The sequence below is a fragment of the Photobacterium gaetbulicola genome (assembly GCF_003025515.1).
Lineage (GTDB): Bacteria > Pseudomonadota > Gammaproteobacteria > Enterobacterales > Vibrionaceae > Photobacterium > Photobacterium gaetbulicola.
Window position 1 is genome coordinate 80,004 of sequence record NZ_PYME01000003.1, and the last position, 22,693, is coordinate 102,696.

Below are 22,693 nucleotides of genomic sequence, written 5' to 3' on the forward strand. Positions count from 1 at the left end.
ATCTAAAACTCCACTTCCAAGACATCCGCCATGTCGGCAAGCTTTTCAAAGCTGGTCTGATTCTCGATAATGTACAACTGCTGCTCAATTTCTTCCGCCAGCAACTCTATTGTTTGTCTTTCGAACATCGTCTGCACCGTGATATTGACTTGCGGGTAGCGCTGTTTAACCAAGCTGATCACTTTAATTGCCAGCAATGAATGGCCCCCAACGTCAAAAAAGCTCCGGTCCACACTGCTGCGAACAGACAGCAGTTGATGCCAGATATCCGACAAAGACTGCTCCACCTCTGTTTTCGGCGACACAAATGTGCCCTGCTCGGAAAAGTCCGGGGCGGGAAGTGCTTTACGATCGAGTTTGCCGTTGGGGGTCAGCGGCATCTGGGCGACCGCAATAATCTGGGCAGGTACTAAAAACTCGGGCAAATGAGCTTTAAGGTGCTTTTTTAGTTCATCAGTTGATAAACTATCCTGCCCCTTCGCAGGGCTAGTCACGACCACGTAAGCCACTAATAGCGGTGTCCCGCGGTCTTGGTTGACCATCACGATGGCCTCACGGACCTCCTTCATCTCCAGCAGGGCCGACTCGATCTCCCCCAGCTCGATGCGGAAGCCACGAAGCTTGATCTGGTGGTCAAAACGCCCCAGGTATTCAAGACTGCCATCAGCTAACCAGCGTACTTTGTCTCCCGTCTTGTAAAGCCTACGCGACGCCTCTGATGTAAACGGGTGCGGAATAAAGCTACTGTCGGTGAGCTCCGGTTTATTGCGGTAACCTCGGGCTAACCCAACGCCACCAAGGTATAGCTCTCCGGGTACCCCGATGGGTACAGGCTGCAACTGCTGATCAAGTACCAGAGTCTGAATATTGGCAATAGGACGTCCGATCGGCACCCTGCCGCTATTCGCCCCCCTCTGGCAAGGCCACCAGGTAACATCAACAGCCGCTTCAGTCGGGCCATACAGATTATGCAGCTCGGCGGTCGGGTGCATATCAAAGAAACGCTGTTGCAAGTCATAAGGCAAGGCTTCACCACTGCAGAAGACATATCGAAGACTGTCGCATTTCGCCAACGCCGGCTCTTCGACGAACAACTGCAGCATCGAAGGAACGAAATGAAGCGTTGTGATCCCCTGTTCGGCTATTAGTTCAGCCAGATAAGTACTATTTTTATGCCCTCCAGGCTTGGCAACAACCAGCTGTGCCCCATACATCAACGGCCAGAAAAACTCCCAAACAGAAACATCAAAGCTAAACGGTGTTTTTTGCAATACCTTATCCTGATCCGTCAGCCCAAATACCTCCTGCATCCATTGCAAGCGATTCAAAATGGCACCATGGCCAACCATGACTCCCTTTGGCTTGCCCGTAGATCCGGAGGTGTAAATCACATAGGCCAGATCCGACAGCCCAATGTCCAGCACCGGGTTGGAGGTGGGATATTGCGCCAGTACGGTTCCAACAAACTGATGGTCAACAACGACATCTTTACGGTATTGGCTCGCTGTAAGCAATCCATCCTGGAGCAGCACAATATCGACTCCCGAATCCTGCAGCATATAGTCAAGTCGTGCTGGCGGATAACCGGGATCAAATGGTACATAGGCCATGCCAGCCTTCAGTATCGCAACTAAGCTGATCACCATTTCGATGCTCCGCTCCATACAAACACCCACTAAGGTATCCGGACCGGTACTATCGACATGTTGCAACAGGTAATGAGCCATCTGATTAGCACGCTCATTGAGCTCGGCATAGGACAAGGCCTGTCCATCGTATGACAACGCGATCGCATTCGGAGTCAAGGAAACCTGGTGCTCGATCACATGGTGGATCAACCGATCCTTACTGTAAGCCGTGTCAGTCTGGTTCCATTCCTCCAGCATGAAACGCTGCTGCCTGCCATCAAGCATCTCCAGCTCCGAGACTTTTTTCTCCATCGAACCGGCAATATCAACAAGCAAGTTCTCAAAATGCCGGGACATCCGATCTATCGTTTCTGGCTGGAAAAGTGCTAGGGCATATTCGAAGAAACACCCGATTCCCTGCTCTTCCTCATGGCAATATAGGCTTAGATCAAAACGGGAGACCGTTTCTTGGGGGATAACCATTTCGGCAGTAATATTGTTCAGAGCAAGCGCTGGCTGTTTAACATTCTGCATAGCAAAAAGTACCTGGAACAGCGGCGTATGAGCAGTGGTTCGTTCAGGGCTAAGACTGTCAACCAACCATTCAAACGGCACAGCCTGGTGTTCCAGGGCCGCCGAGACCATCAGTCTGCCCTGCTGCAGCTGCTGGGCAATTGTCGAATCACCGGACACCTCATTGCGCAATACCACAGTATTAACAAACAATCCGACCTGATTTTCCAGCTCCTCATATTCCCGCCCGGCGACAGGTGTCCCCATCACAATATCGCTTTCTCCGCTGTAGCGGTTGAGCAGCACACTGAAGGCTGTCTGCAACAACACAAACAACGTGATATTCTGCTCCTCACAGCATGCCTTTAACCGTGCCACCAAAGCCGGGGCTAATTTGAAGTGATGTTGGCTCCCCCGGTAATCCTGAACCGTTGGACGTTTGAAATCAGCAGGAATCGAATGTAAAACCGGCAGATCCGCCAGTTGCTGCTGCCAATACTCCAGCAATGTTTCTTTTTCGGATGCCAGCCACAGCCTTTGTACTTCAGCAAAATCTGCCACCTCTATCGGCAATTCCGCTAGCTCAGGCCCGCCGGACGCCCGGTTGTTATAGTCACGGTTGATTTCATCGATAAAGACCCCCCACGACCAGCCATCAGACGCAATATGGTGCATTGTCAGAATCAACTGGTATTGCTGCTCGGCGAGCACTACCAGCTCTCCGCGGAGCAGGACGTCACGACTCAGATCAAACGCTCTCTTGGCATTTCGCTCGGCAAGTGCTTGCGCGGCAGGGTACTTATCACCCTCTGATAAACCCGATAAATCGGTAACAGTCAGCTCAAAGCTGTCTCCTGATAACAGCTCCATTTCCAGCTCATCACCCCGGCTATCAAACACGGTTCGCAATGCCTCAAAGCGCAGCACTCGACGCTTAATAACCTGGCTCAGCCTGACTATATCCAACTCCCCCTGCAGATTAACAACCATCGGCATATTGTAGAGCCCGGCTCCGTTTGGCACCTGTTCGATAAACCACATCCGCTGCTGGGCGAAGGTCGGCAAGCGCCTTGACTGAACGGCTCGCTTGGTCAGCGTTGGCCGGCAGGTTGCCACGGCAACACTATCGATAAACTCAGCCAATTGCGCCAACTTACGCTCGGCCAGTACCACTTTGAGCGGCAGCTCGCAGCCAAACTGGGAGCGTACCCTAACGGCCATCTTAACGGCCAGCAGGGAGTGTCCCCCAAGGACAAAGAAGTCGCTGTCGGCATAAGGCCGCTCATTAAGCTCAAGTACGCTTTGCCAGATCGCCGCCAGCTGATGTTCCGTCGGTGTAGCCAGCGGCATCCCTCCACCGCCACCTGCCAGTTCAGGATCTGGCAGTGCTTTTCTGTCTACTTTGCCATTGGGGGTCAAGGGCATCGAGGGCAGTGCGGTAACCGCCGCCGGGATCATATACTCGGGCAATCTTTCCTTCAGGTGCGAATAGAGCTCGTCAATCAGCGTACCGTTTTCCAACGCTGCCGAATCCAACGGAACAAAATAGGCAAAAAGCTGCTTATTATTACGACCCTCATCAGCAATCACGGTGCTCTCTTTGACCCCGGAATGCCGATTAAGGACGGCTTGGATCTCACCAAGCTCGATACGGTGCCCGCGGATTTTCACCTGATGATCCAGGCGGCCCAGATACTCGATCCTACCGGCTTCGTTGAGGCGTACCTTGTCACCCGTTTTATACAAGCGCTGCTCGGGCATACCACCCAAACGATGACGGATGAAACACGCTGAAGTGAGGTCGTCGCGATTAAAGTATCCGCGAGCCAGACAAACACCGGACAGGTATAGCTCTCCGGGCACCCCCAGGGGAACGCACTCACCGAGCTCGTTCAGTATTACCCCAGCGCAGTTATCGAGCCAGCCACCGAGGGCAACGTAGCCCTCGCTAGCCTCTAACTCGCTGCGGGTCACCTCACAAGCGGTTACCCAAACCGTTGCTTCTGTCGGTCCATATTGGTTCCATAGTTTTTTACCCTTGGTGATCAATTGCTTCGCCAGTGGAACGGAAAGGGCTTCACCACCACACAACAGTTGCAGCTGGCTACTCCCCCTCCACTCACCACTTTCCAGCAGCAATTGATAGCCAGACGGTGTAGCCTGGATCAACCGGATATGGTATCTCTCCACCAAGGTCTGGACCCGGAGGCCGCTCAACGCATCCTCCCGGCTGCCTAGTACACAGATCGCTCCAGATACCAAGGGCAGGTATAGCTCCAGTGCTGCAATATCAAACGAAATCGTCGTCAGCGCTAGGGTATGATCCTGTTCGGTTGTGGCATAACGGGCCTTGACTGCAGCAATGAAATTGCTCAGAGCCTGGTGCTCTATCTGCACCCCTTTCGGTTTGCCTGTCGAGCCGGAGGTATAAATGACATAGGCCAGCGAGCTATCTTCAACGAGCACATCAATATTCTTGGATGAATAATGGCTATCCAACCGCGGCCACATTTCGGCCGGTGAGATCTTTGGAATATCACTGTCACACACCAGCCCCGCAGTAATCGGAGAACAAATGACCACCGCACATTCAGCGTCAGCCAAGACAGAATTGATACGATCAGCAGGAAACGCCGGATCCAAAGGTACGTAGGCCGCCCCCGCTTTCATGATCGCCAGCAACGAGACCACCATGTCAATGGAGCGTTCCAGTAACACCCCGACCAAACTCCCATGGCCAGCCCCCTGTTCAATCAGATAGCGCGCCAGGCGGTTTGCTCTGGCGTTCAGGACCTGATAACTCATTTCAGTACCATCAAAAACAAGGGCAGTGGCATCTGGTGACTGCGTCACCTGTTGCTCAATCATCCTGTGAACAGATAATTGTGGCTCAGCATTGCTGGAATTGTGGGGTAAGGTCTGCAAGTTAAGCTCGGCTAGGTTGTCGAATACCCCACAGTGGGACTGCTCCGGCTGTTCGGCCATGCTGCTGAAGACCAGCTTATAGCAACTCTCAAGCTGGTGGATCAATGCTTTGTTCCCCGCATGTTTGGGGTATTGCAGCTCTAGCAACAGTTCTGCCGAAGGCATCCTGATAAACTGGGCGACAAAAGTAAGATTCGATGCCTCGTACTTAGCATACGGTTCGAACGCGATCCCGGCACTGTCCAGCGCCTCGTAGCTGTGGAAGTGCGTGTAATTAAAGAGTACTTTGTTAAATTCCAAAGATGTCTGCCGCTGGATATCCGATATCGGGTACATGCGGTGAGCGATACTCTCTGTCGCCATACGGCTGACCATTGTTATCAGTTCGGCCCAGCTACTTTGCGCTAGTTGGCATCGCAACGGTAGGGTGTTTAAGAACAAGCCCAATGTCACGTCTCCGCCGGGCAATGCCGGCCTGCTATTACTGACGACACCGCTGAGCACATCCGTATCACCACTCATTATCGACAAGACCTTGAAGTGTCCTGCCAACAGTAAATGCTGCAGCGGAACATCAAGCCTTTCCGCCAGCTCAACCAGCTGATCTTTCAACCCATCAAGTTTGTCGCTATAAAAACTATCACGCTCACCGTTTATTGCTCCCGCCTCGGAAAAAGGCAAGGCAGTCACCGTCGCTTCTGACAACCTCTCGCTCCAAAACTGTTTTGCGTCTTCATCCCGGCGGCTGTCCATTTCTTGCTCAATAAAGCGATGATATGGCGCAGGCAACTCCTCAAACTGGTGCTGCCTGCCGTTGAGCAATGCGGTATATCCCTGTAATAATTCGATATTGAAACGGGATACGCTCCAGCCATCCAAGATTGCATGCGAGAAACTAAGGGTCAGGACAAACTGATTGCTGTCCAAGCGATGGATAAAAAGACGCAGCAGCGACTTGTCCTGCATATCAAAAGGTGTCTTTCTTTCCTGGCTAATACACCCTTCGACAATTTCGCGATGTTTGCTTTGCGGATCTGAGCGAAGGTCAAACACGCTGATTTGAGGTTCGGCTGTCTCATAAACTACCTGGATGAGGCTGCCTTCTTCTGTATCAAAGACAAAGCCTGTGCGCAGGAGTTCGTGGCGGCTCACCATGATCTCCAGCGCGTTCTTGAAGCACACTTCATCCCAAGGCAGTGCTAGCTTGAATGAAAAGACATCATGATAGACATCCGAATCCGGCTCCAAGTACGCGTGATAGGCCATACCAGCCTGCATTGCGGATGCAGGATAGGCATCACTGATGCCATCCGCCCTCATGACAGCGTTTAGGCGCGCCCCCTCAGCGTCCGACAACAACGACATCTCGCGGTATCTTTGTGTATTAGCATTTTCTGCCACAGCTAGAACATCAGCCAATTGCTCTATCGTATTCGCTTTAAAAATATCGCTGACCGTACAGTGGTAGCCTTTCTCTTTTAACAACGTAACAACCCGCAGCGACAGAATCGAATCACCACCGATGGCAAAAAAGTTATCGGTCAAACTGACCTGGGTCTTGTTTAGGATCTGACCAACAACATCTGCCAGCACCATCTCCTTATCGGTACGGGGGACGACAACGTCGTCACTCGGTTGCTCTCCAGCGAGGGCTAATAGCGCCTCGCGGTTAACTTTGCCATTATTGGTCAACGGAATAGCATCGACCCGTATCAGCATAGACGGCACCATGTAGTCAGGCAGTTCACCCGACAGATATGAACGGACTTGATCACTAGTTACCTCTTTGTCGGCTTCAAAATACCCAACAAGCCGCTTGTGGTTACCATCGGCAGCCAGCGCAAACACCGCCGCCTGCTTAATTGACGGGAACTTACGAAGACAGGATTCAATCTCGCCAAGTTCAATCCTAAATCCGCGGATTTTTACCTGCTGGTCAATTCGGCCTAAGTACTCGAGGTTTCCATCTTCCAGCCATTTAACCAAGTCGCCGCTTCGATAAAGTACATCTGCTTGTTCAGGTGCGAATTTATTGCCAATAAAGCGCTCACGGGTCAGCTCTGGGCGGTTGAGGTAACCGCGAGTCACCCCTTTGCCACCAACCAGCAGTTCGCCAGGAACCCCGACAGGCAAGAGATTCAACTGGGCATCACAGACATAGGCACACAAATCGGCCAGTGGCTTGCCGATCACACTGAGAGGCTGCTCGCAATCTTGCTGACGAATCCGCTGGTAGGTAACATGTACGGTTGTTTCAGTGATCCCGTACATATTGATCATTGCCGGCTGCTCATCGCCATAGCTGGCAAACCAGTCTGATAAGGAATTAAAATCAAGAGCCTCCCCGCCAAATACTACATAGCGCAGCGCGGTCTTTACGCCGGATTTCACGGCGACTCGGCTCAGACTGTAAAATGCAGATGGTGTCTGGTTGAGCACAGTTACCCTGTGTTCACACAGCAAATCTAAGAACTGTTCAGGCGAACGTGTTGCTTCATAGCCGACGATGACTAAACGGGCACCGTAGATCAGGGCCCCCCAAAGCTCCCATACCGAAAAGTCAAAGGCATAGGAATGGAATAAGGTCCAGACATCTCGATGATCGAAAGAAAACTCGACATCTGCTGCCGCAAACAAGCGAACGACGTTGCCATGCTCGACCATCACGCCCTTCGGGTTGCCAGTCGAACCCGAGGTATAGATAACATAGGCTAGGCTGAGGCCGGACAAACCCGGGATCTCGGGGTTATTGTCATCGGCCTCACAGGTTTCTGCCTTCTCGATACATAATACAACCTGATTATCCCCCGCATACTCAAAGTGACTGTCAGTAACAATAATCCCTAACTGCGCATCATCGAGAATATACCGAACCCTCTGCTCGGGGTAATTCGGGTCAAGGGGGACATAGGCCGCACCGGATTTCAGGATCCCCAACACCCCGACGACCAGCTCAAAAGAGCGCAGCGTATGCAGGCCGACCAATGAATCCGGTTTCACCCCGGCATCAATTAACTGCCGGGCCAGACGGTTAGCCCGGCGGTTCAGTTCTCTGTAGCTCATCACTTTACCGTCAAACACCAACGCCACAGCATCCGGTGTCTTGGCTACGACCTGCTCGAACCGAGAGTGGATACATTCAGAACCATCAAAAAAGTCGGACACTTGAGATGGCAAATGGCTTAATACAGGATCCAATAAAGAAAGCTCTGTAACCTCCTTTGCTCCGTTGGCAGCCATATTGCTAAGCAACGCTTTGAAGTTATGTGCTAGTCGCTCTGCATCCGCAGGCGCTAAGTAGGATGTTGAATAGTCGATGTGAATGGAGAGCCTGTCCCCTGGTACCACGATCACACTTAACGGATAATTGTTTTGCTCGACGGCCTGGATACTACGGTAATGTAGCCCTTGGCCAGCGCTTGCTGGATCTAGCCTGAAAATATCAGAAGGGTAGTTTTCAAACACTAGCAAAGTATCGAATAGCCCTCCTTTAACTTCGCTCCACTTTTGAATATCAAGTAAAGAAGCAAAGCCGTAGGCTTCATCGATGCGGTACAGACTGTGGAGAGACTGCAGCCAGTCATTCAGGCTGTGATCACTATCAGGAACTCGCACCCTGACAGGCAGCGTATTGATGCATGGGCCAACTATCCGTTCAATTTGATTCAGTTCCGATGACCGTCCAGATACTGTTTGGCCGAAAACCACATCACCACTATTGCTGTATTTACTCAACAGCAACGCCCATGCCCCCTGCATGACGGCGTTAAGCGTCACTGACGCCCCGGCAGCCAGCGACTTTAGGCTCCGGGTCATTTGTTCAGAAAGCAGAAGATGGACAGTCTCTTTGCCACCTCCATCAGCAAGCTTGCGGTTATTGGCGGCTCCCAAACGGGTCACCTCAGCAAACCCACCCAATCGTTCACGCCAATACTTGCTGGCATCGCCGATATCCCTGCTCTGTAACCAGTCAACATAATGACGATAAGGTACCACCGGTAAGCTATGCCTGGATGGCTGCGGATCAGCTTTTGCCTCATACAACTCTTTTAGCTCATCGAGGAGCATAGCGATACTCCAACCGTCAAGAAGTGCATGGTGGAATAACCAGACAAAGCTCCAGCTCTCATCCGTTTCTCGGATCAGGGTAAAACGCATCAGCGGTGCTTGCGACAGATCGAATGACGTCCGCTTCTCACGCTCTATCAAAGCAGCCAGATTAGCTTCCAGTTGCTGATTATCGCGCCAATCCAATTCTTGCCACTCAGGACAGCATTCCTGCACAACAACTTGGCATGCAGTATCTTCCCCAATATCGGTGAATGCGGTTCGAAGCACTTCGTACCGACCGAGCAGTTGCGACCAACATGCCTTGAACAAATCCACATCAATAGGTCCTAACCCAAGCTTGAGAATGTTGTTATACATGGCCGTTCCAGGGTTGCTCAGAGAGTGGAACAGCATGCCGTGTTGAGTCGCAGTTACAGGATAGATATCATCAATACGGGGGATTGACCGCTGCAAAGAAGCCAATTGTTCATTGGATAATCCAGCAAGCGGAAAGTCAGATGCGGTATATACGCGCTCGCTAGCCAGGCAATGGCGGATCACAGCTTTCAACTGCTGGATAAAGGCATTGGCTTTTGCGGCGATAGTGGACTGACTATATTGCTTATTGCTGTAATCAAACCGGAAAGTCAGACACCCGTTGGCCACCAGCCCATTAATACCCAGCTTATGCTGGCGCAGACTCTGCGAGCTGACATGGCGGCCAGCTAATGGGCTATTCAGGGCAATCAATCGGTCATCAGCGGCAAATTGCCCTAGGTAATTGAAAACGATATCTGCCCTCTGCCCAGAAGCCAACAAGGCTTGGTCACACATCAGATAACGCAGCACACCGTAGCCTAGCCCTTTATTCGGTATGGTGCGCAATTTCTCTTTTGCCGCAATAACCTGCTGACCTATAGAGCCCAGCTCAACGAGGCTGACAGGATAAATGGATGTGAACCAGCCGACAGTTTCACCAAGATCAATCTCGCCGTCGTCGGCATCACGGCCATGTCCTTCCATCTCTATACGAAGTGGCTTTCCACCGGCCCAGTCAACCAATACAGGGGTTAGAGCCGCCAATAGAAGCTCGTTGACCCTGGTGTTGTAACTCAACGTTGCCCGTTGCAAGTCAGTGGTTTCGGCCTCTGAAAGACTAACCGTCACAATCTCCGTCTCAGATTCAACAGCGGGCTGCGCATTATCATATTCAGGCGGGAGATAGCCACTAACACGGTTTTCTCCAATCCAGTACTCTCTATCCACCAGCCAACGAGATTGATTCACCCCGCCATACATACGTTCCGCCCAGTCTTGGAAGCTGACACTCCCAGGCCTTGGCAGTAGAGCAGAGTCGTCGACCAGATTTGCACAAGCCATAGATATATCGTCGACAATAATCCGCCAAGAGACCCCGTCAGTTACTAGGTGATGAAGGATCCACAGCAACTGATCCCCTTGCGCCTGCCGGATCCATAAACAACGTGAAAGCTCCCCTCGCTCCAGTTGAAGCTGCTGCTGGGCCCGCTCTGCTGCCTCTTGGATGATCCCTTGATGCAAGCTCTCTTCTTCATCCCTCAGATCAAGCTCAACAAGACAGCGGCTAACCTGCGCCTTCGTGAACGGCTGATAGTGAGCCGCCAATGTTTTGCTGTCGAAGCTCAGGCGGAGTACATCATGCCGCTGCCACAAGGCTTCCAGTACCCGTAAAAGATCCTCTCGGGTAAGCTCAGGCACATTGAACAGCATCGACTGATTGTAATGATTCATGGCTCCAGAAAGCTGCCCGGGATTACCCGCAAAGAAAGCGTGCATAATAGGCGTCAATGTCTGTGTGCCCTCAGCCGGAGGCTGCTCCCCTCCGGACAAGCCTTGCTCGACTTTCACATTCTCGGCCAATTGCGCTATTGTCTGAAACTCGAAAAGCAACTGAGAGGTCAATTTGATCCCGAGCTTGCGGGCTTTAGAAACCAGCTGGATAGCCAAGATGGAATCGCCGCCTGCTGAGAAAAAGTTAGTATGAGTCCCTAACTCGCGGGAGCCCAGCACACTTTGCCAAAGGTCAAGCAGTGTCTCCTCCAGCGGCGTACTCGGCGCAACAAACGTCCCACCCGGCTGGGCAACACGCTCAATAGCTTGCAAAGCTAGACGATCAACTTTACCGTTCTTGGTCAGTGGCATGGAATCCAGCAGCGTGATATGCGCCGGAATCATATGATCCGGCAGCAGTGCCTTGAGCCGGGAACGAATAACCTCTCCGGCCTGCCCTCGCCCAGCCTCTGCCGTTTCGGCAACAGTCACGTACCCCGCCAAATATTTCTCGCCGCTGTCGCCGGACTTGACGATGACAGCTTGCTCCCTTACCCCGTTAAGGCCAGACAACGCAGACTCGATCTCGCCGAGCTCGATACGGAAACCGCGAATTTTGACCTGGTGATCCTTGCGACCGATATATTCAAGCTCGCCATTAGCTCCCCAACGGACCAAATCGCCGGTTTTATATAGTCTTTCATGACCTGTAGCCACTCTCTCATTAACAGCGCCTGCAAAGGGGTTGGCAATAAAGCTACTTCGGGTAAGTGCATCACGGTTCAAGTAACCCCGGGCAAGCCCTGCACCAGACAGGTATAACTCGCCAATGGCACCTTCGGGGAGCAAAGTCAGCTCATCGTCCAGTACATAGGCACGGGTATGATCAATCGGTTGGCCGATGCAGGGCTCAGTCTGCAACGCACCGTCAAAGCAAGCAAAAGTCGAATACGTCGTGTCTTCCGAGGGACCGTAAAGGTTATACAACCGCTTGATCGGTGAAGTAGAAAAGGCGCTATTGACTAATTTTTGGGATAAAGGCTCACCGGCAACATTCAGCGTCTCTACGGAGTCGGGGATTGCCCTCGCCGCAATGAGAGCGTTGAGAGCACTCGGCACAGTATTGATTAAAGTCGGTGTCAGGCTGCTTTCCTCGACAAGCTGGGAAACATCATCAACCAGCAGGACAGTACCACCACTCAGCAAAGGAGCCCAAAGCTCAAATACCGATAGGTCAAAATTGAGCGAGGTACTAAAAAGGACTCTCTCCAGCTCTTCTGGGCTGTAGGTTTTAAATGCCCAATCAAGCAAAGCGATCACATTGCGGTGCTCAACCATGACCCCCTTCGGCTTGCCGGTCGATCCAGAAGTATAAATAAGGTGGGAAAGATGCTCGGGCGTAACCCCCGTCTCGGGGCTATCGATCTCTGCACCAGGTGCAGATGCGAAACCGCCATGCTCTTCGAGTACGACAATTTCATGCTCAAAATCAGGGAAGTTACCGTGAAAGGCCTGTTCCGTGATCAGCAGATGGCTGCCCGAGTCTTCCAATATAAAGGCCTGCCGTTGCTGCGGGTACTTGGGATCGACAGAAACATAAGCCCCTCCCGCTTTTAGTACTGCTAAGAGGGCAATAATCAGCTCTGGAGTACGGTCCATGCATAGCGCCACCGGGCGATCAGGCCCAACGCCAGCAGCCGCTAATGTACGGGCAAGCAGGTTAGCTCGCTGATTCAGCACCCGATAAGAATAAGTCCCTCCGTTGTGTTCTAGGGCGATTGCATCGGGGGTTGTGGCTGCCTGCTGCTCGAACAGGTGATGAATACAAAACGATGATTCAGGCAGCATTGCACCCGTATGGCTGGTTAGCAGGCGGTCGCGCTCTTCGCCTGTCAGCATTTCAATATCGGACAGCTTGCTCCTTGGGTTATCCACCACACATGCCATGATGTTGTGAAGGTGCTGGGCTAACCTTCGGAGGGTTTCAGGCTTGAATAACGCAGAACAATATTCAAAATTCAGCGTCAGTTGCCCATTTTCTTCGAAACATACCAGCGAAATATCGTATTTGGTCTGCGAGTACAAAGGCTGACCGATCGACGTCTGCTCTACCCCTTCCAAATCCAGCTGCGGTAAGTCCATATTTAGCAGTACCAACATAACTTGGAATACCGGAGAGTATGCACTGCTTCGGCTGTAATTCAGCTTGTCCACCAGCATATCAAAAGGCACCCCCTGATGCTGGTCGGCCTCCCTTAGCGTCTGGCTAACCTGTGCGAGCACATCACTAAACGTTAGGTCGCCATCCAGCTCAGTACGCAACACCAAGGTATTGACAAAAAATCCGACCATCGCCTCGAAGTCATAATTGGTTCGGCCCGAGAAAGGTGAGCCAACGACAATATCCTTCTCGCCGCTATGGCGCGACATCACAACGGCAAGCAAGGCATGCAGAACGGCAAAGAGAGTCACGTTCTGCTCGCGGGCAAACTGGTAAAGAGAGGTTGTTTCCGCAACCGACAACTGCAGCTGCTCAACGTGGCTTTGGAAGGACTGATAATTCGTTCTGGGGTAATCGAGAGGCAGGCTATGAAGTTCCGGAGCCCCCTCCAGCTTTTTGCGCCAATAAGCTATCGAGGGTGCAATATTTTGCTCAAATTGCACTTTACTCCGCCAATGAACATAGTCCGTATACTGGAAAGCAGGCTCAGGAAGAGCATGGTCTATGCCGACAGCAAAACTGTTGTAAAGCGATTGTAGCTCCGCGGTTATCACCCGCCAGGACCACCCATCCATGGCAATATGGTGCATTACCATAAACAGTAAATACTCATCTTCACTGAATCGGATCAACCTGACCCTGAGCATCAACTCCTTTTCAAGATCGAAAGGCCGGCATGACTCCTCCTCCAAGATAGCCTTTTCCCGTCGACTTTTCTCTTGCTCATCGCATCCCCGTAGATCATCTGAGCAGATCTCAAAGCCCGATGCCGGCTGAATATTTTGCCACAGCCCTTGATCAGTATATTGGTAAGTAGTTCGGATGATCTCATGGCGGCGAACCAACTCTGCAAAAGCGCGGTTTAAGACATCTTGATCTAGATTGCCTTTCAAGTAATAGCGATAGCCGGGCTCGACATAAGCGGCTTCAGCACCCTCTTGCTGACTGACAATCCACAGCCCTCGCTGCCCATTATGTGCCGGGAATTTATTAGCATTATTTCTTGAGTTCTTGATTAAAGTCGGGGGTCTGCTATTTCCTAGCAAAGAGATAATCTCTTTTTTATGGGCAATAACTTGATCACGAAACTGGCTAGGTAATTTACCTTTCACCCTTAAATTACTTCCTTCAACTTCCAGTTTGCAACCAGACAATTTTAATTCATTAAGTAACTCAATCACACTCATAAAATATTCCCGAATACAGCCATCCCCCCTCATTAATAGAGGGAAGGATTTCTAGCTTTTAAACTATTGTGTTTGGTTTTATAGGAAGATAAAAACACTCATCTATCTATGTGTTCTATTAACTTACGAATGTCCCCTGTTAACCGTAAGACTTTTTTGTAATTAACAAAAAAGTTGTTTACAAATAAAATAAAACCATCACCTTTATCCTTATCAATTTCAACCGTTGCCAAAATACCAGGCCCACCTCCATCATGCCCCCAAACCGACGGCCCCCTATCCGAACACTGGAACCAACCGAGGCCAATTCCACTCCCTGTCACACTGTCTTTGCGCTGAAGGGTAAATATCTGGTTGACAGTTTCAGGTTTCAACAACTGGCTATGGTTATCCTTTCCGGTATTCAAGAAAGCCGCGAGGAACTTGGCAAATGAATTAACTGTCGTCCCCAATAGCGCCGAAGGATAAAAAGGGGAAAAGTAATCGCAACTTTGAACAGATAAATATCCCCTTCCATCAACTGATTTGACTTCTCCTGTACTCAAGTAACCTTTATCCTGCATCGCTTTGGTATAAACGGCCATGATTGGTGCACGCTGACTCTTTGTGGCCTCATAGGGAGTAATTAGCAAGGATTTATCAAGGATTTCTTTTGACCATGCCGTATTATCCATTCCAATCCGACCAAATATTTCCTCTTCGCAGTATTGTTCGAAAGGGATTCCTGACACGCATTCAACCAAATAAGCGGCCATCACAGAATTTATACTGGAATATCCTGACAAGACCCCCAAAGGGTCATTTTTAATATTGTCAAAATCACCGGGTCGGTAGTTATCAAATACTAACTCAGGCGAATAGCTTACTCCGGCTTCCAGAACATTTTCCTGCACCCATTGCTTTAAGTTCGTGGTATAGGACTTGCAAAACAAATCCGCCATCGTGTCCGGAGCAGACATCAGCTTGCGGCTTGAAAACGAAGAGGAATGGGTCAGCAAATGATAGGGTGTAATGGCCGTATCCGGGTGGTAGGGATTTCGAATTTGCACCCCGCAGTATCGGCTGATATCACCATGCAGTTCAATCCGCTGCTTTTCGACCAGCTGCATCAGAGCGGTCCATGCCACCAATTTAGATACGGACCCTATCGTCTGCCAGATGCTGTCAGCATTCATCTGGGTCCGGGTTTCGATATCCTGGTAGCCGTAACCTTTTGACCACACCAGCTCTCCACCCTTAATAATGGCCGCGCCAATACTGGCTGCGGGCAGCTCGGTAAGGGCATCATTAAATAAAGTATCCAGCAGCTCCTGGTTAGTTTTGGGGTTGCCCCCCAGTACAATCGCACCGGTTGCGCCGGCTCCGGCGATGGCAGTTGCTTTCAGTAAGGTTCGTCTCGATATATTGTTCATATTGCTACCTAGCCTATTTATTAATCCTTCAATCGTTATGCGATTTCTATGTCCCTCGCAATTTTTGCTTGGTCCGCTAACAACGCATCAAGATCGTTTTCCCGTGTAAGCGGATTACAAAATACAGCCCTAAAAACGACTACCTCTTCTTCGCCATTAACCAGTGTGGTTGAGGAAACAAAACTATTACCGTTTATAAATTGCTCGCTCTGAATTTTCTTATTGATTTCATTGATTAACTCAATTTCAGCATACGTGAGTTTCTCCTTCGTCAATACTTTTTCTCGCAGTGTCACCGGAATATAGCGATAAACGACAATATTCAACGCCGGCTCCTGAACCAGTAAAAAATTCTCTGACGATTTTATTTTCCCAGTGAAATTCTGAGTAAGGGAGAGTGTTGTATCAAAAACATGCCCCATCCCTGCATCCCCCCATAGATTTAGAAGAGCATGTAGCATCAATATGGAGGCAGGCCTCGAACCCTCTATGGTATAGCGGCCGAGATCATAGCTGCCTTTTTTGCACTGGTAAGCCGTATTGTTCTCTGAGTGCGAGGCAAAGCCTGGAGATTTGAAAATACACAAGCTGGTTCCCATCGGTATATACAGCTGTTTGTGAGCGCAGATGGTTACCGTATCCGCCATCTCAATCCCTTTCACCAGTTCCCGGTGGTTACTGGATAAGGTATAGGCGCCGCCCCATGCTGCATCCGCATGGAAATGCACACCAAACTCTGCTGCCAACGCCCCAATTTCTTCCAATGGGTCAACACTGCCGGTTTCCGTGGCTCCAGCAATTCCGATCAAGGCCAAAACATGAATCTTACCCTTGCGGCATTCTTCCAGATTCGAACGCATCTGTGCCAGATCAACCCGGCCATGACTGTCGGTCTCTAGACGAATAACATTTCTCTCACCAAGCCCCAGTAATTTTGCGGCCTTGTCCACTGAATAGTGCATTCGCTTGGAGCCAATGACCACCACGTCTTTGAAGCCATAGTGATTCAAGGCGGAAACCAGCCCCTCTTTGGTTAAGCCCGCAAAATTTCCATCGGCCCGGAAAGCACTGTTCAGGGCATAACTCAGGCTGGTGATATTGGCCAACGTGCCCCCGCCGGTCACAACGCCCAGACAACTCTCAGGGCACTGCATGTAGCTCTCATAGAAACCAGCCTGCTTACGATAGATTTTATGGTGAACGGCCCCCAGCACCTGACGCTCTAACAGAGTCAGCACATTGGATGTTTCTACCTTGACCTGATTCTGGTTCATTCGCGAAATCACGCCCGCCACCTCAGTGATAAACTCAGGCAGCGGCGCCGTCATATGGCCCAGGAACTTAGTCGAAAAGGTATTAACCGTATGGGGGAAAACCACCGTTTCTAGAAAATCAAGGTATTCAAATGGTGCTACCGGTTGATTGCCAATATCGACACGGTCAAAACGGTGCCGACTGGTCGATAGCTTCAACCCAGAATTGATTTTCTCTTTGTTACCATGGCGGGGCAGGTCGTGGCCCAACCGTCCCGAAAATGAAAGCTGATACAACTCTCTAGCCTTGCCGACCTGAGCTATTGCGCTTTCTTCTTCGGTAGACAATAACTCACGTTCAAGCCGGCACTCCAAAAGACTCATAGCAGTTCTCCCAAATCCATTTCAAAATCATCACTATCATTTGTCTGAGTGGCACTCACCACCCCGGCCAGAATCGCCTGTTCGGCAATTGTCCGGGCATCCATCAGCGTGGCCACGGTTAAGCCTGTACCGAAATATTCATTAATTCGATTAACCAGACGCAGAATCACCAACGAATCGCCTCCGAGCTCGAAAAACTCATCATCCAACCCTGGCTGAATCACGCCAAGTTCATCACTCCAAAAATCCGCAACCGCTTTTTCATCCGCCGTTTCTGGAGCTCGGTAAGGAACCCCAAGTACTGGCCTTGGCCGCTTTCCGAAAGCCTTCTGGGCGTTCCCATCCAGCATCTCATGCTCTTGTGACTGGTAATTTTCTTCTCCCTTGATAACCAATTCGAAGGTTTGCTTCTCAAACGGATAAAGCGGGAGGGCGATCCGCCGGGCATTAGGAACAGGATTAAATCGCGCCCAGTCGATATCAAAGCCGTTTTCATACAAAGAGGCAGCCGCAGTGAAGAGAGGGTCAATATCTGACGTCATCTCCTGCTTGTGGCGTGTCAAACTGATCACCGTATGCGACGATTGCAGCCCCGGATGCTGACGAATGAGTGAACCAAGGGTCTTACCCGGCCCCATATCGATAAAGACCCGGTCAGGCTCAACCATTGCCAACTCAATGCCCTTGTTGAAGCAAACGGTCTGACGTAAATGCTTCACCCAATATGTAGGCTCAAGCACTTCATCTACCATCCAGTCCCCTGTCAGGGTCGAAATGTATGGTTTCTCCGGGTGACTCATCGGAATGGCAGCAACCTCTGCAGCAAATTCCTCCAGAATAGAGTCCATCATATAAGAGTGATAAGCGTGGCTAACCGGCAGGCGATTAAAAAGAATACCGTCACAATTCAATTGCACCGTTAGCTCATCGATCGATTCTCGACTTCCCGATAGCACACACTGATTCGGTCCATTGACCGCAGCAAGGTTAACGGTATCAGATAGGTATCTTTCGACTTGCGCCTCGGTCAGCGACACACCCAGCATGCGGCCGGCGGCCGCCTGTGACATCAAGCGGCCCCTTACCACCACCAGGTTAAGGGCATCGCCGAGCGTCATCACTCCGGAGAGGGTGGCAGCCACATACTCTCCCAAGCTATGACCAATCATCCCCTCGGGAACAACTCCCCACTCCAGAACAACCCTTGCCAGCGAATACTGCACAATGAACAAAGCTGGCTGAACCAATCGAGTATCATTGAGCTTCTCCACTCCGCTTAGCTCACCGCGAATAATGGCAGTCAAATCGGCCCGCACAGAGTCCGGCAGCAAGGCCAGGCACTGCTCGGCAACCTCACGATATGGGCTGTGAACCGCTAACAGTTCAGCGAGCATTCCCGGAAACTGTGCTCCTTGACCAGGGAACATAAGGAAAAGACTTTTTTTCTGCTCAGGCAAGATAAGGTCAACTTGCTGCTCCAATAACAACCGGGCACTATCCGGTGTTTGGCACACTATCGCCTGACGACAGGCTAAATGCGTTCTCCCGACAGCCAAAGTATGGGCAAGATCTCTAAGCGACGGCTGTGTGCCCTTACCGAGAAATGCTGCCAGTTGGCGCATATTTGCAGCCAGAGCCGCTGTCGTTTTGGCCGAAACCGGGATTACCGCCCAGTTGACATCGTCCTCGTCTGTTTCCTGCACTTTAGGAGGCTCTTCAACGACCATGTGTGCATTGGTTCCGCCAATCCCAAATGAGCTGATGCCGGCACGGTAAGGGGACGGTGCTCCCTGCCAGTCCCAGAGTGTGTGATTGACCTCTAGCCCAGCCGAGGCAAAATCAATCTGAGGGTTAGGGGTACGGTAGTTAAGTGAAGCTGGAACCTGCCGGTAGCGAACCGCCAGCGCACTTTTGATTAGCCCGGCCATACCCGCTGCAGCTTCGGCATGACCGATATTGGATTTGACCGAACCCAACCTGCAAGGCGGTGTCTTCCTCCCGCTGAAGATATTGGCCAGCGCCCTGACTTCAATTGGATCACCAAGCTGAGTGGCCGTTCCGTGTGCCTCGACATAGCCGATAGAATGGGGCGTTACCTGCGCATCTTCCTGTGCACGGCGTATCACCTCCTCCTGGCCCTGGACTCCCGGAGCTAAATAACCCGCCTTACGATGCCCGTCATTATTCACCGCAGTGCCCTTGATCACCGCAATTATATTGTCACCATCCCGAAGGGCATTATCGAGCAACTTCAGGACAACAACCCCGACCCCATCGGTGAAAATTGTACCGTCAGCCTCCGCATCAAATGGTCGGCACATTCCGCTTTGTGAAAGCATCATACCATTCTGACGCCTATAGCCTTGCTTCACAGGTCTTACCGATGCAGCCCCCGCAAGGGCTATATTACAGTTGCCTTCCCGCAGGGCTTGAACCGCCATGTGAGTTGCGACCAGCCCAGTAGAACAGGCAGTCTGAACCGTCACAGCCGGTCCTGTTAGCCCGATAGCATAAGCAATACGGGTGGCGATAAAGTCTCGGTCTGCAAGGGTATGCAGTGTCATCGTATCCGAAAGCTCCCTGCCCGAAACAACATCGGCAGCCCTGCTCATCCAATCCATATTGCAGCTGCTACTCGCACCAAGATACAGACCAATTGTGTCGGCGCTTGCTGATGGGACATAACCGGCACTCTCCATCGCATGCCAACATTGCTGGTGAAGTAGCCTCGACTGAGGATCCATCAGCTCAGCATCTTTCAACGAGTAACCGAAGAAGGCGGCATCAAATTCGTTACTGCCTTCGACTGCACCTCCCCTAGCGACATAATCCTCATGGCGATACAAGGAAGGGTCGAGGCCCGCTTCAGATAACTCCTGTTCGGTGAACCCCCTCATCAGTTCCTGACCATCAACCAGTTTCTGCCAGAACTCATCAACATTTGCCGCTCCGGGGAAAACACCAGCCATCCCGATAATGGCAATATCCTTGCGCATCGTTTCCCGGCCAGCTACCACTGAGGCCACCTTTGAACTACTGGTATTGCTACTTGTATCCTTGTCCTGCTTGATGCTCAGCCCCCCGGACACCAGCTCTTGCATCAACTTCAAGCTAGGAGCCTCAAACAGTGCAATAACATCAAGGTTCAGGTCGAATTGACGGTTGATCTGCCCAATCAACTGCGCCGACAAGACGGAATTACCGCCAAGTTCAAAAAAGTTCGCGCTCTCGTCAAGATCATCGATATTGAGGACCGAAGCCCAGATATTGCGCAGCCGAATGGCGAGCTCAGAGGCCCGAGCAGGCCGTCTCCCGCTAGCCATTCGGGCCGATAACTGCCCGTCAATCGCCTTGAGCCTAGCCGTATAATCATCAGCTTGTAATGATTCCTGCAGTGCAACTCGCTTAATCTTCCCGATGCTTGTCCGAGGAAATTGCTGCTCGGTTAGAGGCAGTACCGCCGAAGCTGCCAAGCCAGTTGCTTTGGCCAGTGTCCCTTTAATGGCCGCGATCTGGGATAGGTAATAACTGTCATTATGTTCAACATTTTCCTCGTCATCAGGCACGTAGAAAACCGCAACAGACTCCTCAGACTGACGGCGGTCGCCGACAACAGCAACATGGCCGCAGCGGATCCCTTCGACACTGGCTACCACTGACTCCAACTGGTGACTGCAAAAATTAGCACCATTGACAATAATCACATCCTTGAGCCTGCCGGTAACAAACAGTCTTTGGCGATCTATAAAACCAAGATCCCCTGTTCCGAACCAACCGTTGCCTTCATGGCACATCTTCCGACCCAGCAACTGAATTTCCCCAATTTCACGCTCCTTGAGCAGTTGCTGATTCTTCCCAACAACTCGCATCGACAACCCAGGAAGGATACGCCCCAACGAAGTGACATGCGTCCGTAGCTCTCCGCCTCTGTCACTAGCTTGCAACTCCATGACACTCTCTGCTGGCGACCAAGCACGCTCAAAAGTCACCCCTGCGGCAGCCTCAGCCATACCATATGAAGGTTGGATCACATTCGGACGAAGACCTGTCGATTCAAACTGCCGAATAAATCGTGTAACCGTTTTCCCTGACACCGCCTCCCCGCCACTGACGATTTGTTCAAGTTGAGATAGATCAGATACGCCATGCTCCGGAGTACAGGCTAACTGCTCCAGCACCAACCGGAAAGCGAAGTTGGGAGCAAAGCAGTGACTAACTCGGTAGTGTTCCAGTTGCCGTAGCCAATACAGAGGATCGGCCAGTACCAATGGCGTTGCTAGATGGACTTGCTGTCGACCAAGGTATACATCGTGGATATGTGCCGCCAACAAAGCGATTACATGATCAAAAGGCAGCCAGTTCAGAGATACATGATTGCCGTGATATCCACAAAACTGGTTCACTGCGTAAATCTGATCCAATACTGCCGTTTCGGTGATGGGGATAACCTTGGCTTCCCCTGTACTTCCTGACGTAAGCTGGTAAAACAAAGGACAAACCGCTTCGATGGGGGCTGGCGCCAATATGTGCTGAGTGGTGAAACGAAGCTGCTCGCTGACATTCAGTAACTCTGCACCAGCAAGGATCTCGACCGCCTCACCAATCCTCTTGGCACCTTCGTCGCAGCAGAGCACAAATTCTGGCTCTAAGACCGAAATGGCCTGGCCCAGTTTATTTTGATGGATATCATCCCCATGATAATCTGGTGCCAGCATCACTGTCAGCGACGACCGCCCGGCCAGTACACATCCCCAGAATGCTGTTATGTAAACAGACAGCTCACCAGCCACCAGCACCACAGTTTTTGCACTACTTTCTTCTCTGTTAACTAAATGCATTGACACTTTCGTTGCATCTTGATGCAGCTGGCGATAGGTAATATTTTTCTCATCACCATTCGCTTCATGAAACGTCAGCGTTTTTTCGGGGAAGTTTTCAGCTGTGCGCAAAAATGCTTCTGCTACCGTTTTGGGTGAGCATTCAGGTGTGCTAATGGCATCACCTTTGCATATTGCATCGTCAATAAGGTTCACCATTTGGATAGCTATCTTGTCTTGAAGGGCGGGGAATTGTTTCATCCAGCCCGCGTAAATTTCTCTTTCTACATTTATATCCATTGAAGTCAAAAATAGAGTTACTGTCACCACACCATCGTTGGCGTAAACTAATACATCTGCAACGGCTTCTCGGTGAGAAAGCTCTAGTTTAATCGCATTCTCAATTTGGGATAAAACAACACTCGATGAATTTTCGAAATATGATTCCATAAGTACCGACAATTGGCTCCATCGCTCTGTCATTTCTAACTCCT

The 22,693-nt window shown here is 50.9% G+C and carries 4 protein-coding genes; all 4 read right to left on the bottom strand.

Going from position 1 to position 22,693, the window contains the following annotated elements; genetic code table 11:
- Positions 1 to 2 precede the first annotated feature (2 nt).
- Positions 3 to 14,333, bottom strand: a complete 14,331-nt coding sequence (locus C9J03_RS03300; RefSeq protein WP_044621684.1) for a non-ribosomal peptide synthetase — start codon at positions 14,331 to 14,333, stop codon at positions 3 to 5.
- 98 nt (positions 14,334 to 14,431) lie between these two features.
- Complete coding sequence (locus C9J03_RS03305) at positions 14,432 to 15,745, bottom strand: serine hydrolase domain-containing protein (protein WP_044621685.1); 1,314 nt, start codon at positions 15,743 to 15,745, stop codon at positions 14,432 to 14,434.
- Between the two features lie 35 nt (positions 15,746 to 15,780).
- Positions 15,781 to 17,382, bottom strand: coding sequence for an aminotransferase class V-fold PLP-dependent enzyme (locus C9J03_RS03310; protein WP_052829672.1), 1,602 nt, complete (start codon positions 17,380 to 17,382; stop codon positions 15,781 to 15,783).
- Entirely contained in the window at positions 17,379 to 22,682 is a 5,304-nt protein-coding gene (locus C9J03_RS03315) for a type I polyketide synthase (RefSeq protein WP_052829673.1), read from the bottom strand. The genes C9J03_RS03310 and C9J03_RS03315 overlap by 4 nt, the downstream gene beginning before the upstream one ends.
- Positions 22,683 to 22,693: the final 11 nt, after the last annotated feature.

Excerpts from the sequence above, each read along its gene's own strand:
- C9J03_RS03300 (WP_044621684.1), bottom strand. The coding sequence starts at position 14,333 with ATGAGTGTGATTGAGTTACTTAATGAATTAAAATTGTCTGGTTGCAAA.
- C9J03_RS03305 (WP_044621685.1), bottom strand. The coding sequence starts at position 15,745 with ATGAACAATATATCGAGACGAACCTTACTGAAAGCAACTGCCATCGCC.
- C9J03_RS03310 (WP_052829672.1), bottom strand. The coding sequence starts at position 17,382 with ATGAGTCTTTTGGAGTGCCGGCTTGAACGTGAGTTATTGTCTACCGAA.
- C9J03_RS03315 (WP_052829673.1), bottom strand. The coding sequence starts at position 22,682 with ATGACAGAGCGATGGAGCCAATTGTCGGTACTTATGGAATCATATTTC.